The organism is Enterobacter sp. SCRI0065, from assembly GCF_059766475.1.
Map to the genome: position 1 here is coordinate 161,930 of NZ_JCBAJB010000002.1, position 14,207 is coordinate 176,136.

At 54.7% G+C, this 14,207-nt stretch carries 11 protein-coding genes; 6 read left to right on the forward strand and 5 right to left on the reverse strand.

The features are described from left to right. Nucleotides 1-101 precede the first annotated feature (101 nt). A complete protein-coding gene (gene narQ, locus AC6EMZ_RS06640; protein ID WP_498401646.1) occupies nt 102-1,796 on the reverse strand; it encodes a nitrate/nitrite two-component system sensor histidine kinase NarQ in 1,695 nt (564 codons plus the stop codon). Between the two features lie 184 nt (nt 1,797-1,980). Here narQ and aegA point away from each other — a divergent pair, with 184 nt between their 5' ends. The 3 genes from aegA to AC6EMZ_RS06655 all read left to right on the forward strand — a co-directional run bounded on the left by aegA (nt 1,981) and on the right by AC6EMZ_RS06655 (nt 5,769). Then, the gene (aegA, locus tag AC6EMZ_RS06645) at nt 1,981-3,960 is read left to right on the forward strand and encodes a formate-dependent uric acid utilization protein AegA (protein ID WP_498401647.1); all 1,980 of its coding nucleotides are present in this window, start codon (nt 1,981-1,983) and stop codon (nt 3,958-3,960) included. A 66-nt stretch (nt 3,961-4,026) separates the two neighbouring features. Next, the gene (nudK, locus tag AC6EMZ_RS06650; protein WP_498401648.1) at nt 4,027-4,602 is read left to right on the forward strand and encodes a GDP-mannose pyrophosphatase NudK; all 576 of its coding nucleotides are present in this window, start codon (nt 4,027-4,029) and stop codon (nt 4,600-4,602) included. A gap of 123 nt (nt 4,603-4,725) precedes the next feature. Next, entirely contained in the window at nt 4,726-5,769 is a 1,044-nt protein-coding gene (locus AC6EMZ_RS06655) for a DUF1176 domain-containing protein (protein ID WP_498401649.1), read from the forward strand. On the opposite strand, the gene tkt is transcribed toward AC6EMZ_RS06655, so the two are convergent. Both tkt and tal read right to left on the reverse strand, forming a co-directional pair. After that, nucleotides 5,766-7,754, reverse strand: coding sequence for a transketolase (tkt, locus tag AC6EMZ_RS06660; RefSeq protein ID WP_498401650.1), 1,989 nt, complete (start codon nt 7,752-7,754; stop codon nt 5,766-5,768). The genes AC6EMZ_RS06655 and tkt overlap by 4 nt on opposite strands. A 20-nt stretch (nt 7,755-7,774) precedes the next feature. After that, the gene (gene tal / locus AC6EMZ_RS06665; RefSeq protein ID WP_498401651.1) at nt 7,775-8,725 is read right to left on the reverse strand and encodes a transaldolase; all 951 of its coding nucleotides are present in this window, start codon (nt 8,723-8,725) and stop codon (nt 7,775-7,777) included. A gap of 292 nt (nt 8,726-9,017) precedes the next feature. On the opposite strand from tal, the gene maeB reads away from it, so the two are divergent. Next, on the forward strand, nt 9,018-11,297 hold the full coding sequence (gene maeB / locus AC6EMZ_RS06670) for an NADP-dependent oxaloacetate-decarboxylating malate dehydrogenase (RefSeq protein ID WP_498401652.1): 2,280 nt from the start codon (nt 9,018-9,020) through the stop codon (nt 11,295-11,297). Nucleotides 11,298-11,352: 55 nt separating this feature from the next. Here maeB and hemF read toward each other — a convergent pair whose 3' ends face one another. Together hemF and amiA are read right to left on the reverse strand one after the other, a co-directional pair. After that, the gene (gene hemF / locus AC6EMZ_RS06675) at nt 11,353-12,252 is read right to left on the reverse strand and encodes an oxygen-dependent coproporphyrinogen oxidase (RefSeq protein WP_498401653.1); all 900 of its coding nucleotides are present in this window, start codon (nt 12,250-12,252) and stop codon (nt 11,353-11,355) included. Further along, nucleotides 12,249-13,124: an N-acetylmuramoyl-L-alanine amidase AmiA gene (gene amiA / locus AC6EMZ_RS06680; RefSeq protein WP_498401654.1), complete on the reverse strand. Its 876-nt coding sequence runs from the start codon at nt 13,122-13,124 to the stop codon at nt 12,249-12,251. The genes hemF and amiA overlap by 4 nt, the downstream gene beginning before the upstream one ends. 213 nt (nt 13,125-13,337) lie before the next feature. On the opposite strand from amiA, the gene AC6EMZ_RS06685 reads away from it, so the two are divergent. Together AC6EMZ_RS06685 and AC6EMZ_RS06690 are read left to right on the forward strand one after the other, a co-directional pair. Continuing rightward, a complete protein-coding gene (locus tag AC6EMZ_RS06685; protein ID WP_498401656.1) occupies nt 13,338-13,763 on the forward strand; it encodes a GNAT family acetyltransferase in 426 nt (141 codons plus the stop codon). Further along, nucleotides 13,750-14,199 carry a DUF2919 domain-containing protein gene (locus AC6EMZ_RS06690; RefSeq protein WP_498401657.1) on the forward strand — a complete coding sequence of 150 codons (450 nt, stop codon included), beginning with the start codon at nt 13,750-13,752 and terminating at the stop codon, nt 14,197-14,199. The genes AC6EMZ_RS06685 and AC6EMZ_RS06690 overlap by 14 nt, the downstream gene beginning before the upstream one ends. Nucleotides 14,200-14,207 lie beyond the last annotated feature (8 nt).

Below are 14,207 nucleotides of genomic sequence, written 5' to 3' on the forward strand. Positions count from 1 at the left end.
GGACCTCGTTTTGCTGCGCATCATTATTGTACATTGCCCGCATCACTCTAGCGGCAAGGCGGATGTCAAACGTGGAGAAAATAAGAAGATAGTGTAAATTATCATGCGCTTTCTTCACCGCCCGTTGAGCGAAAGTGAATACACACCTGCGTTCCGCCATTTTGCGGCTGTGAGAAGCTCAACGTCCCGCCCAATCGTCCCGCGCGCTCGCGCATAATATTCAGCCCGTAGTGTCCCGGTGGTTCGCTGGCGTCACCGATGCCAACGCCGTTGTCGCGAATATAGACCGAGTGCATACCGTCCGGCGCGGTGATACAGCTGACGATAATCTCGGTCGCCTGCGCATGCTTAATGGCGTTCAGCACCGCTTCACGAACGATTTGCAGCAAATGCACCTGTTTTTGCGCATCAAGCGCCAGAGACGAGAGACGGCAGTCCAGGCTGAGCGTTGCGCTGGTTTGACTTTGTAGCCCTTGCAGCGCCTCCTGTAACGCGGCAGGTAGATTGGAATGATTCAACGTTAGCCGGAAGGTCGTGAGCAGTTCCCGCAGCTGACGCCAGGCGTTGTTTAGCTCCCGAGAAAAATCAGCAATGATGGTCTGTGCCGGGAGGTTATCCTCCGGCACGGCGCGCTTGAGTAGCGCCAGTTGAATGCGCAGATAGGACAACACCTGCGCCAGTGAATCGTGCAATTCACGGGCGATAGTGGCGCGCTCTTCCATTAATAACAACTGTTGGTAGTGTTTTTGCGCCTGATTGAAGTAGAGGCCGCGCCCCAGCATCGTGGCGACGCTTTTCATGAGCGGTTCAGAAACGGGGGTATTTTCACTCTGCCAACGCAATTCGCCAAAGCGGGTATCCTGCATAATGACCGGCAGTGTGATTGTCTGGCGGCCCTCTTTTTTTATCCCTTCGCACAGTTTCCAGTTATCGCTGGCCTGGAGTTCCAGATAGCTCATCCCGGAATATTCCTGAACAATCTGGAGAATATGGCGGAAGCAGTGCGCATCTATCTGACTGGTGTTCAAGGCCTGGGAACATTTAAATAGCATTTCGAGCTGCTGGTGAGCTTCGTTCAGATGATGAGTTTTTTCTGCGACCGTTGTCTCCAGCGAACGATACAGCTTATCCAGCTCGGATGACATGTGGTTAAAGGTGCGAGACAACAATCCCAGCTCATTTGGCAAATGAGCCCCTTCAGCGTGAATATCAAAATTGCCTTGCTCCATTTGCAAACTGGCATTCACCAGATGGTTAAGCGGCGCGACCACCTGGCGACGAATACGACGCAAGGTCATTACCACCAGCAATAAAATGCCCACGCCCCCCGCCAGCGAAATGGCCACCACTAGCTGCATTTTGTGTTCGGCATAGTGCTGAAGAGCCAGCACGAAGGCGTCGATACGTTCCACATACTGCTGAATATGATCCTGGTACCAGGCTTTATCTCCCGTTTCGAGATGGCTATCCATTTCGTGCCAGGCGAGCTGGAGCTGCTGATAGCCGCTTTTAACCGATTCAGGCACGTACCACCGATCCAGCTCTTTCAATACCGGCGAATTCAGGGTGCTTTGCCAGTGCAGGCGATGTGCGGAAAAGTTGTCGCTGTTGCGTTCCAGGTCGTAACCAAGACGGTAGCTCTGCATGCGCAGCGAGCCTGCGATATTAATGGCTTCGGCGTCGCGCAGGCTGCTGGCAAGCGTCATTAACGCGATACCACTCGTCAGAACGGAGAGCAAAATAATCGAGATAAAAGCCCGGGCGAGGCTTCCTGATACGGGACGTTTAACGATCACAGCGCGGCTTCCAGAGCGTTAATGAAACGCAGTTTCACCTGTGCTGAAATAAATTGATCTGCCACAGGTAAGTCGTAAATAGTCCCCATCTTTAAGCAAATGCACATTGCCTGGGGCCACAAGGGTAGGTAAATACAATATTCTTATAAAAAATAAGGTTAATGCAACCAGAACAGGTGTCTATATGAATCGTTTTATTATGGCCGATAACCTGCAATGTATTGGATGCCATGCCTGCGAAGTCGCTTGCGTCATGGCGCACAATAATGAGCAACATGTCCTGAATCAGCAGCGTTTTATTCCCCGCATTACCGTGCTCAAAGAAGGAAAGCGACGCAGCGCGGTGACGTGTCACCATTGCGAAAATGCCCCTTGCGCACAAAGCTGCCCAAATGGTGCCATCGCGAAAAGCAACGACAGCGTACAGGTGAATCAGCAAAAATGCATCGGTTGTAAAGCCTGCGTGGTGGCCTGCCCGTTTGGCACCATGGAGATTGTCGTCACGCCGCTGGCAGACGGGCATGCAAAAGCGACAGCGCATAAATGTGACTTGTGCCGCGACAGGCCACAAGGTCCTGCCTGTGTCGAAAACTGTCCTGCCGATGCACTAACGCTAGTGACGCCAAACTACCTGACGCAACTGGCAAAATCACGTCGCCAGCGTACCGCCCGACTGGAGGCCCAACCGTGGCACAGTAGCGATGTCGCGCAGGAAGACGCCGCACCTCGCAAGCTGCAACAGCTGCAGGCGCTGGCTGGGCGTGGCGAACCGGACAAGCTCAAACCTGCCGATCGTGCGAAGAACTTCGACGAAATCTATTTACCCTTCCGGGCGGAGCAGGCGCATCGCGAAGCGTCTCGCTGTCTGAAGTGCGGCGAGCATTCTATTTGCGAATGGACCTGTCCATTGCACAACCACATTCCGCAGTGGATTGAGCTTGTTAAGGCTGGAGATATCGAAGGCGCTGCGGCGTTATCGCATGAGACCAATTGTCTGCCAGAGATAACCGGGCGCGTTTGTCCGCAGGATCGTTTGTGTGAAGGCGCCTGCACGGTGCGCGACGAATCCGGATCGGTGACGATCGGTAATATTGAGCGCTATATTTCTGACCAGGCGCTGGCAAAAGGCTGGCGACCTGATATCAGCGGAGTTAATCCGGTCGATAAGCATATTGCGATTATTGGCGCAGGCCCGGCAGGACTGGCGTGTGCCGATGTGCTTATTCGCCATGGCGTAAGCGTCACGGTATACGACCGGCATCCCGAAATCGGCGGGCTGCTGACCTTCGGCATTCCGGCGTTTAAGCTGGATAAATCATTGCTGGCGCGCCGCCGAGAAATCTTCACCGCCATGGGCATTCGCTTTGAGCTTAACTGCGAAATTGGCCACGATATTCCAATGTCGACCGTGCTCGCCGACTATGATGCGGTATTTATCGGCGTGGGGACTTATCGTTCCATGAAGGCAGGAATCCCGCATGAAGAGGCACCTGGCGTTTATGACGCACTGCCGTTCCTGGTGGCGAATACGCGGCACGTAATGGGTATTGCGCCGTCGACCGCCGAGCCTTATATCGATACCGCTGGGTTAAACGTGGTGGTGCTGGGCGGGGGCGACACGGCGATGGATTGCGTGCGCACCGCTTTACGTCACGGCGCTGCAAAGGTGACCTGCGCATATCGTCGCGATGAAGCCAACATGCCGGGGTCAAAAAAAGAGGTCAGCAATGCCAGAGAGGAGGGCGCGCAGTTTGAATTTAACGTGCAGCCTGTTGAGTTGGCACTTGACGAAGAAGGCAAAGTAAACGGCATTCGTCTGCTGCGAACGCAGATGGGAGAACCCGACGCGCAGGGGCGGCGGCGTCCGGTACCCATTGAGGGGAGTGAGTTTGTAATGCCCGCCGACGCGGTGATTATGGCATTTGGCTTTAATCCGCATGCGATGCCGTGGCTACAGGCTCAGGGCGTAAACGTCGACGACTGGGGGCGCATTACTGCCAGCGTCGATACCCGTTATCGTTATCAGACCAGCAACCCGAAAATCTTTGCTGGTGGAGATGCCGTGCGCGGGGCCGATTTGGTGGTGACCGCCATGGCAGAAGGCCGTCACGCAGCGCAAGGTATGATGGATTGGCTCGAAATAAAAAAGCCGCAAAAGCATTAAATTAGCGGGGCGACAAAGCGGGTTCCACGGCGTACTATGAATAACTCATTACGTTCTGGAGCCCGTATGAGCCTGAAAATCGACGTCATCAAAGATAAAATCCTCTCTGAAAACTACTTCGTTCTTCGCAACATCACTTACGACTTAACGCGCAGCAATGGTGAAGTCATCCGTCACAAGCGAGAAGTGTACGATCGCGGCAATGGCGCGACTATTCTGCTGTATAGCCCTGAAAAACAAACCGTGGTGCTCATTCGCCAGTTCCGTGTGGCGACGTGGGTGAATGGCAATGCGGACGGACGCCTCATTGAAACCTGTGCGGGACTGCTGGATGACGACGAGCCCGAAGTCTGTATCCGTAAAGAAGCCGTCGAAGAGACCGGATTTGCCGTAGGCGAAGTCAAAAAAATCTTTGAGCTGTATATGTCACCCGGTGGAGTAACGGAACTTATCCATTTCTTTATCGCGGAATATACCGATGCGCATCGTGCAAATGCGGGTGGTGGGGTTGAAGACGAGGATATCGAAGTCCTGGAAATTCCCTTCACACAGGCGCTAGACATGGTCAAGTCGGGAGAAATCCGCGACGGTAAATCAGTGATACTGCTACAGTATTTATTAGCGTCTGGACTAATGGCTTGATCTTAATGACGTTAATAAATTGCATTTTAAATAAAGCTATCCGATAAATCCGATTGAGCAACCCCGGCGAGGAAACGAAGATACTGCCAGTTTTGAGTTTCTGCTTCCGGGATTGTGCCTTTCATGCGCCATAGCGTTTTACTTATTCTCTTTCTCAGCGTGCTGCCTGTGCCTCTGGTATGGGCGGCTCCTGCGCAGCAGTCGTTCACCGACTGGCAGGTCACCTGTAACAACCAGAACTTCTGCGTTGCGCGCAATACCGGGGAACATGGCGGTCTGGTGATGACCCTCAGCCGTAGCGCAGGGGCCAAAACGGATGCCTCGTTGCGCATCGACCTTGGCGGCCTGTCGTCAATTTCCGCAAAAGAAGCTCCGCTTGCCCCACGACTCAGGCTCGACAACGCGCCGCTTGCACTGGATACGCCGCGCTGGAAAATTACGCCGTGGCATCTGATGACTGACGATGCGGCGGTGATTGCGACCTTCCTGAATACGATTCAGGAAGGGGAATCGCTCACGCTGGGTGGCGGTAACCAGACGATTTCCCTGGCGGGCCTTAAGGCCGCTCTGTTGTTTATCGACGCTCAGCAAAAACGCGTGGGCAGCGAAACAGCGTGGATTCAAAAAGGTGACGATCCGCCGCTCAGCGTCCCTCCTGCGCCCGCTATCAAAAAGGTGGCGGTCGTCAATCCCACCCCAACGCCGCTTACTCATAACGAACTCGACGATCTGCTGGATTACGGCACCTGGCGGATGAACAACAGCCAGTGTTCACTTGACCCTAATCGCCGCGAAGTGCGGGTGACAGCCTTAACGGATGATAAAGCGTTGCTGATTGTTAGCTGCGAAGCGGGGGCCTACAACACCGTGGATTTAGCCTGGCTGGTGTCACGCAGTAAGCCGTTTGCCGCGCGCCTGATAACGCTACGCTTGCCGTTTGTTCCGGGCAGTGAAAGCAGGGATATGGAACTGATGAACGCGCGTTTCGATGAGAAAACGCGTGAATTGACCACACTGGCATTAGGACGTGGACTGGGAGATTGCGGCATCCAGACGCGCTGGCGTTTTGACGGTCAGCATTTTCGTCTGGTGCGCTATGCTGAAGAACCCAGTTGCGATAGCTGGCATGGGCCAGACGCCTGGCCCACGCTGTGGATCACCCGCTAAATCACGCTTTGAGCTTTTTCGACCACATTCTCAACGGTGAAACCAAAGTACGGGAACAACTTATCGGCTGGGGCGGATTCGCCATAGCTGGTCATCCCGACGATGGCGCCTTTCAGTCCGACATATTTGTACCAGTAGTCGGCAATCCCCGCTTCTACCGCCACACGGGCAGCGATGTCGGATGGCAGAACCGATTCACGATACGCCTCGTCCTGTGCATCAAATATATCCGTTGAAGGCAGGGAAACCACGCGCACCGCGTGTCCTTCAGCGGTCAGTTTCTCTGCCGCCAGCACGGTTATCTCGACCTCTGAACCTGTTGCAATCAGAATCACATCGGGCTTGCCACCGCTGTCTTTCAGGATATAACCCCCGCGAGCGATGTTTTTAACCTGCTCGGGGCTGCGCTCGATTTGCAAAAGATTCTGGCGTGACAGGATAAGCGCTGTCGGGCCGGTGTGGCGCTCAACTGCCAGCTTCCAGCCCACTGCGGCTTCTACCTGATCGCACGGCCGCCAGGTGCTGAAGTTCGGCGTCAGACGCAGGCTGGCGAGCTGTTCTACCGCCTGGTGCGTTGGCCCATCTTCGCCAAGCCCGATCGAATCATGGGTATAGACCATGATTTGGCGCGCTTTCATCAGTGCCGCCATGCGTGCGGCGTTACGCGCGTATTCCACAAACATCAGGAAGGTGGCGGTGTAAGGCACAAATCCACCGTGATGGGCGAGCCCGTTGGCAATGGCCGTCATACCGAACTCGCGCACGCCGTAGTGGATGTAATTCCCGGCGATATCTTCTTTCAGGGACGTGGATCCAGACCAGATAGTCAGGTTGCTGGGGGCTAGATCCGCAGAGCCGCCCAGCAGCTCCGGCAGAAGGGGGCCAATCACGTTGAGCGTATTTTGCGATGCTTTACGGGTGGCGATTTTTGCCGGATTAGCCTGCAAGTTTTCGATCAGCGCCTGGGTTTTTTGCTCCCAGTCGTCCGGCAGGTCACCGCTCATGCGGCGAGAGAACTCCGCAGCCCGTTCCGGGTAATCCTTTTTATAGGCGGCGAATTTTTCATTCCAGCTCTGCTGCGCTTTTTCGCCCTCTTCGCGGGCATCCCAGGCCTTGTAGATCTCTTTTGGGATCTCAAATGCGGGATACTTCCAGCCCAGTTTTTGACGAGTGAGCGCCACTTCTTCTTCACCTAACGCCGCGCCGTGCGCCTCTTCTTTGCCCGCTTTATTCGGGGAGCCAAAGCCGATAGTGGTGCGGCAGATAATCAGCGACGGTTTATCCGTCACGCTCTGCGCTTCTTCAATCGCCTGTTTTATCGCTTGCGGATCGTGGCCGTCGATTTCATGCACGACGTGCCAGTGATAGGCCTCAAAGCGCTTCGCCGTGTCGTCGGTAAACCAGCCCTTCGTTTCACCGTCGATGGAAATGCCGTTGTGATCGTAAAAACCAATCAGCTTGCCAAGCCCCAGGGTTCCCGCCAGCGAACATACCTCGTGCGAAATCCCCTCCATCAGACAGCCGTCGCCCATAAACACGTAGGTGAAGTGATCGACGATGTCATGATTGGGCTGGTTGAACTGCGCACCTAAAGTGCGTTCGGCAATCGCCAGACCAACGGCGTTCGCCAACCCCTGGCCGAGCGGCCCGGTAGTGGTTTCGACGCCAGGCGTATAGCCCAGTTCCGGGTGTCCCGGGGTTTTGGAATGCAGCTGACGGAAGTTTTTAATCTCAGAGAGCGGCAGGTCATAGCCGGACAAATGCAGCAGGCTGTACAGCAGCATCGAGGCGTGGCCATTCGAGAGAATAAAACGATCGCGGTCATACCACGTTGGATCGGTCGGGTTGTGTTTCAGGAAATCATTCCACAGCACTTCGGCAATATCAGCCATGCCCATCGGTGCGCCAGGATGGCCGGAATTGGCTTTTTGCACGGCATCCATGCTGAGGGCGCGAATGGCATTGGCGAGTTCTTTACGGGACATAATTCACTCCATGGCGAGGTTTACAGTTTTGCGGCGAGCAGGTCTTCAAGCTTGCGCTGGTCGACGGCGAAGAGGCGAATACCATCAGCCAGTTTATCCACGGCCATTGGGTCCTGATTGTGCTCCCAGCGGAATTCGGCTTCCGTGAGCGGTTTGGGTTTTGGCAACACGGTGGAGGTCGGAACCAGCTTACGCATCACCGGCTCTTCTTTTTCCTGTAGCTCTTTCAGCAGGTTAGGAGAGATGGTCAGACGATCGCAGCCTGCCAGCGCCAGGATCTGCTCTATACGGCGGAAGCTCGCCCCCATCACGATGGTGTCGTAGCGGTGCTGCTTATAGTAATCAAAGATATTACGCACTGATTTCACGCCCGGATCCTCATCAACCACATAGGGTTCCAGCGGCTGTTTGGCCTGATACCAGTCGTAAATGCGCCCGACAAACGGTGACACCAGGAACACGCCGGCCTCAGCACAGGCGCGTGCCTGCGCAAAGGAGAACAGCAGCGTCAGGTTGCAATTGATGCCTTCTTTTTCCAGTACTTCTGCGGCGCGAATGCCTTCCCACGTGGAGGCGAGCTTAATCAGGATCCGCGATTTATCAATGCCCTGATCCTGATACAGCTCAACCAGGCGATGCGCTTTGGCGACGCTTTTTTCGGTATCGAAAGAGAGTCGTGCATCCACTTCTGTTGAAACGCGTCCCGGGATGCTTTTCAGAATTTCCGCACCGATATTGACCGCCAGTTTGTCGCTGGCCTCGGCAACCTGCTGTTCCTGGGTTTTGCCGCGTTGCTTACCGTAGGCAATAGCGTCGTCGATAAGGTGGCTAAAATGTGCCAGTCCCGCGGCCTTCAGGAGCAGGGAAGGGTTGGTGGTCGCATCTTCCGGCTGATAGTGGCGGATGGACTCGATATCACCGCTGTCGGCGACCACGGTGGTGAATTGTTTGATGCCGTCTAGTTGGTTCATGAACAATGACTCCTTGAAAACAAAAGAGTTTGGCGAGTGCGTTAGCTCACACTTCTGCGAAATACATGACGTACTTAACAAAAAAGCATAGCAGATAGGGGCGGCATTGGTTCTGGGAGTGGGTAACATGACTGTTATAAATTGATAACAAATTTTGCTCTGCATTCGCGAGAGTTTGGCAGCCTTCAAAGTTTACGCCGCCCTCAGGGGCGATACTAAGCGCCACTCCAGGGCGAGCATCAGGAACGTAAAGCGCCGCCCTTTTTGATCGATACGTGAAAGGAACAATAAGATGGATGATCAGTTAAAACAGAGTGCCCTCGATTTTCATCAATTCCCTGTACCGGGCAAAATTCAGGTCTCCCCGACTAAGCCGTTAGCCACTCAGCGCGATCTGGCCCTGGCCTATTCGCCGGGCGTTGCCGCGCCGTGCCTTGAGATTGCAAAAGATCCGCTGGCCGCCTACAAATACACCGCGCGTGGCAACCTGGTGGCGGTAGTCTCTAACGGCACGGCGGTGCTGGGGCTGGGCAATATCGGCGCGTTGGCTGGCAAGCCGGTGATGGAAGGTAAGGGGGTACTGTTCAAGAAATTTGCCGGTATCGACGTATTCGATATCGAAGTTGACGAGCTTGATCCTGACAAATTTATCAACGTGGTTGCCGCGCTGGAACCGACCTTCGGCGGTATCAACCTTGAAGATATTAAAGCGCCAGAATGTTTCTACATTGAGCAGAAACTGCGTGAGCGCATGAACATTCCGGTCTTCCACGACGATCAGCACGGCACGGCGATTATCAGTACCGCCGCCATTCTGAACGGCCTGCGCGTGGTGGAGAAAACCCTGTCCGATGTGCGCATGGTGGTGTCCGGTGCGGGCGCGGCGGCGATCGCGTGTATGAACCTGCTGGTGGCGCTGGGCATGCAGAAGCACAACATCGTGGTCTGCGACTCCAAAGGCGTTATCTACAAAGATCGTGAGCCGAATATGGCCGAAACCAAAGCGGCCTACGCGGTAGAAGACGATGGTAAACGCACCCTGGATGACGTGATCGACGGTGCAGACATTTTCCTTGGCTGCTCAGGCCCGAAAGTGCTGACCCCGGAAATGGTTAAAAAAATGGCGCGCGCGCCGCTGATTCTCGCGCTGGCAAACCCGGAACCGGAAATCCTGCCGCCGCTGGCGAAGGCTGTACGTGAAGACGCAATTATCTGTACCGGACGCTCGGATTATCCGAACCAGGTGAACAACGTGCTGTGCTTCCCGTTCATCTTCCGTGGCGCACTGGACGTGGGTGCAACGGCGATTAACGAAGAGATGAAGCTGGCGGCGGTACATGCCATTGCGGAACTGGCACACGCCGAGCAAAGCGAAGTCGTGGCGTCGGCGTATGGCGATCAGGACCTGAGCTTTGGCCCGGATTACATTATCCCTAAACCGTTCGACCCGCGTCTGATCGTCAAGATCGCTCCAGCGGTGGCGAAGGCGGCGATGGAGTCGGGTGTGGCGACGCGTCCGATTGAAGACTTCGATGCTTATATCGATAAGCTCACCGAATTCGTCTACAAAACCAACCTGTTCATGAAGCCAATCTTCTCCCAGGCGCGCAAAGATGCAAAACGCGTGGTACTGGCCGAAGGTGAAGAAGAGCGCGTCTTGCACGCGACGCAGGAGCTGATCACCTTAGGGCTGGCGAAACCGATCCTGATTGGTCGCCCGAGCGTAATCGAAATGCGTATCCAGAAGCTTGGCTTGCAGATTAAACCGGGCGTGGATTTTGAGATCGTTAACAACGAATCCGATCCGCGCTTTAAGGAGTACTGGAGCGAGTACTACAGCATCATGAAGCGCCGGGGGATCACTCAGGAACAGGCGCAGCGCGCGGTGATCGGCAATACCACGGTGATCGGGGCGATCATGGTTAACCGTGGTGAAGCGGATGCGCTGATCTGCGGCACCATTGGCGATTACCATGAACACTTTAGCGTGGTGCAGGAGATATTTGGTTATCGCGAAGGTGTCCATACCGCCGGGGCCATGAACGCGCTGCTGCTGCCAAGTGGCAACACCTTTATCGCCGATACCTACGTCAATGACGATCCCACGCCGGAGCAACTGGCAGAAATCACCGTGATGGCGGCTGAGACCGTGCGACGCTTCGGTATTGAACCGAAGGTGGCGCTACTGTCGCACTCTAACTTTGGCTCATCGAAATCGGCTGCGGCCTGCAAAATGCGCCAGACGTTGGATCTGGTGCGCGAGCGCGCGCCTGAGCTGATGATCGACGGTGAAATGCATGGCGATGCGGCACTGGTGGAGAGCATTCGTAACGAACGCATGCCGGACAGCCCGCTGAAAGGCTCAGCAAACGTGCTGATCATGCCAAATGTTGAGGCGGCGCGTATCAGCTATAACCTGCTGCGGGTGTCCAGTTCTGAAGGGGTAACGGTTGGCCCTGTACTGATGGGCGTCTCGAAGCCGGTGCATGTGTTAACACCGATTGCGTCCGTGCGTCGCATTGTGAATATGGTGGCGCTGGCGGTGGTTGAAGCGCAGACGCAGCCGCTTTAGTTCACCCTAACCCTCGCCCCTTTGGGGAGAGGGTTAGGGTGAGGGGCGAAGTTTTTTAAACCCAGTCCCGAACCTTAATAAACTCACTCAAGGCCGCCTCCGGGCTGCCTTTTTTTGGCTCAAAACTGTATTCCCAGCGCACCAGCGGTGGCATGGACATCAGAATCGACTCAGTGCGCCCGCCGGTTTGCAGGCCAAACAGCGTACCGCGATCCCATACCAGATTGAACTCCACGTAGCGCCCGCGACGATAGAGCTGAAACTCGCGTTCGCGTACGCCGTAATCGGTATTTTTACGACGTTCAAGAATCGGCAGATAAGCATCGGTATAACCCTCGCCAACCGCCTGCATAAAGCTAAACGCAGTATCAAAATCGGGGGTATTCAAATCGTCAAAGAACAGGCCGCCGATGCCGCGTTGTTCATCGCGATGTTTAAGATAGAAATAGTCGTCGCACCATTTTTTGTACTTCGGATAGACGTCTTCACCAAACGGCTGGCAGATATCGCGCGCGGTGCTGTGCCAGTGTACGGCGTCTTCTTCGAAACCGTAAAAAGGCGTCAGGTCGAAACCGCCGCCAAACCACCACACCGGATCGGCATCGGGTTTTTCAGCAATGAAAAAGCGCACGTTGGCGTGGCTGGTGGGCACAAATGGGTTATGCGGATGCACCACCAGCGACACGCCCATCGCTTCAAAGCTGCGCCCGGCAAGCTCCGGACGATGGGCGGTGGCCGATGCAGGCATCGTATCGCCGTGAACGTGCGAGAAATTGACGCCAGCCTGTTCGAACACGCCGCCGTTACGCAGCACCCGGCTGCGACCGCCGCCGCCAGCTTCGCGCAGCCAGCTATCTTCCTGGAAATCACCGCCATCAGCAGCGGAAAGCTTTTGGCAAATCTCATCCTGTAGCTGTAGCAGAAAGGTTTTTACGCGCTCGGCATTAGGTTTCATTTACGTCTCGTCGAGTGGGCTTTTTGATTATCAAACCAGTTGAAGTAGCTGATGACGCCGGAGGCAATCGCGTTAGCTATCTTCTGTCGGAATGCCGTAGTGCCCAGCAGTCGTTCTTCTTCCGGGTTGGTGATAAACGACGTTTCCACCAGCACCGATGGGATGGAAGGTGATTTCAACACCACAAACGCGGCTTGCTCTGTGCCCTTACTGTGCAGGCGATGCACGGGCTTAATTCTTTTCAGAATGTGCGAGCCGAGCGTCAGGCTATTTTTGATGGTATCGGTCTGGACCAGATCGAAAAGTACCTGCTGGAGAAGATGGTCTTTATCGGTGGTTTTTTTACCGGCCACTTCATCCGCGCGGTTTTCGCGATCGGAGAGGTATTTTGCCATGGCGCTACTTGCTCCACGGTTAGACAACGCAAATACCGAGGCGCCCGCCGCGCTTGGGTTGGTAAAGCCGTCAGCATGGATCGACATAAACAGATCCGCGCCGTGTTTGTGCGCAATTTCCACGCGGTCATACAGCGGAATAAACGTGTCGCCGGTACGGGTGAGGCGCGCGTCAATGCCGTTGCTGCGTAAAATTGACCGCACATTTTTTGCAATCGCTAGCACCACGTGTTTTTCTTTAGAGCCGTTGCGACCAATCGCACCGGTATCAATACCGCCGTGACCCGGGTCGAGCATGACCACCCGTTTAGCGCCCGCTTTTTTGGCCTTGGGTTTGCTGTGACCATTACTGGTTTTCAGCGTGCTCTCTTCTTTTGCCTGAGCCTGCGCTATGCCTGTTAACGTTAAGGCCGCCAGCCCCGCTTTGAGAACCTGACGACGCGATGTGAGTGCTTTTAAAGGTTTGAATGTGCTCATGCGGCCTGAATTGTAAAAAATTGGAATCCTGGTGTTATATCGTATCGCGTTTTACGTTACGACAGTCCTTGTTGAGAATTGTTTTACTTTTCATTTCAATACGTGACAGAGTGACATTATGCCAAATTTTTGCACGATTTTCGCCGGTTATTGGCTAAAGGCGGCGTTCGCGTCATAATCACTGTTTTTAAACCCAAAAAGGCGGTTAATACCATGGAGATACGCGTTTTTCGCCAGGAAGATTTCGAAGAGGTGGTTACCCTTTGGGAACGCTGCGATCTGCTGCGTCCGTGGAACGATCCGGAAATGGATATCGAACGTAAGATGAATCACGACGTCAGTCTGTTCCTGGTTGCCGAAGTGAACGGCGAAGTCGTGGGTACCGTGATGGGTGGCTACGATGGGCATCGCGGCTCTGCCTACTATCTTGGCGTACACCCGGAATATCGGGGGCGTGGTATCGCTAATGCGCTGCTTAACCGTCTGGAAAAAAAGCTGATTGCGCGTGGCTGTCCAAAAATTCAAATCATGGTGCGCGAAGATAACGACGTAGTGCTGGGGATGTATGAACGCCTGGGTTATGAGCATGCCGATGTATTAACCCTGGGCAAACGCCTGATCGAAGATGAAGAGTACTGAGTTCCATCCGGGTGACTACGATGCGCAGGGGCGCGTCAGACTGCCGTTTTTATTCTGGTGCGTGTTGTTGCTGCAGGCCCGAACCTGGGTGCTGTTTGTGGTGGCGGGCGCTTCACGCGATCAGGGAAACACGCTGCTCAATTTGTTCTATCCGGACCATGATAATTTCTGGATCGGGTTATTGCCTGGCGTACCCGCCGTTCTTGCCTTTTTGCTTAGCGGGCGTCGGCACCTTTTCCCACGGATTTGGCACGGTCTGAGGGGGTTACTTATCCTCGCACAGTGTGTTTTATTGTGCTGGCAACCGCTGCTGTGGTTTGAAGGTGAACCGCTGAGCGGCATCGGGATTGCGCTGGTGATCGCGGATATTGTGGCGCTGTTGTGGTTGCTGACCAATCCTCGCGTGCGCGCAAGCGTGGCCCTCGAAAAAGATTAAACGGCACT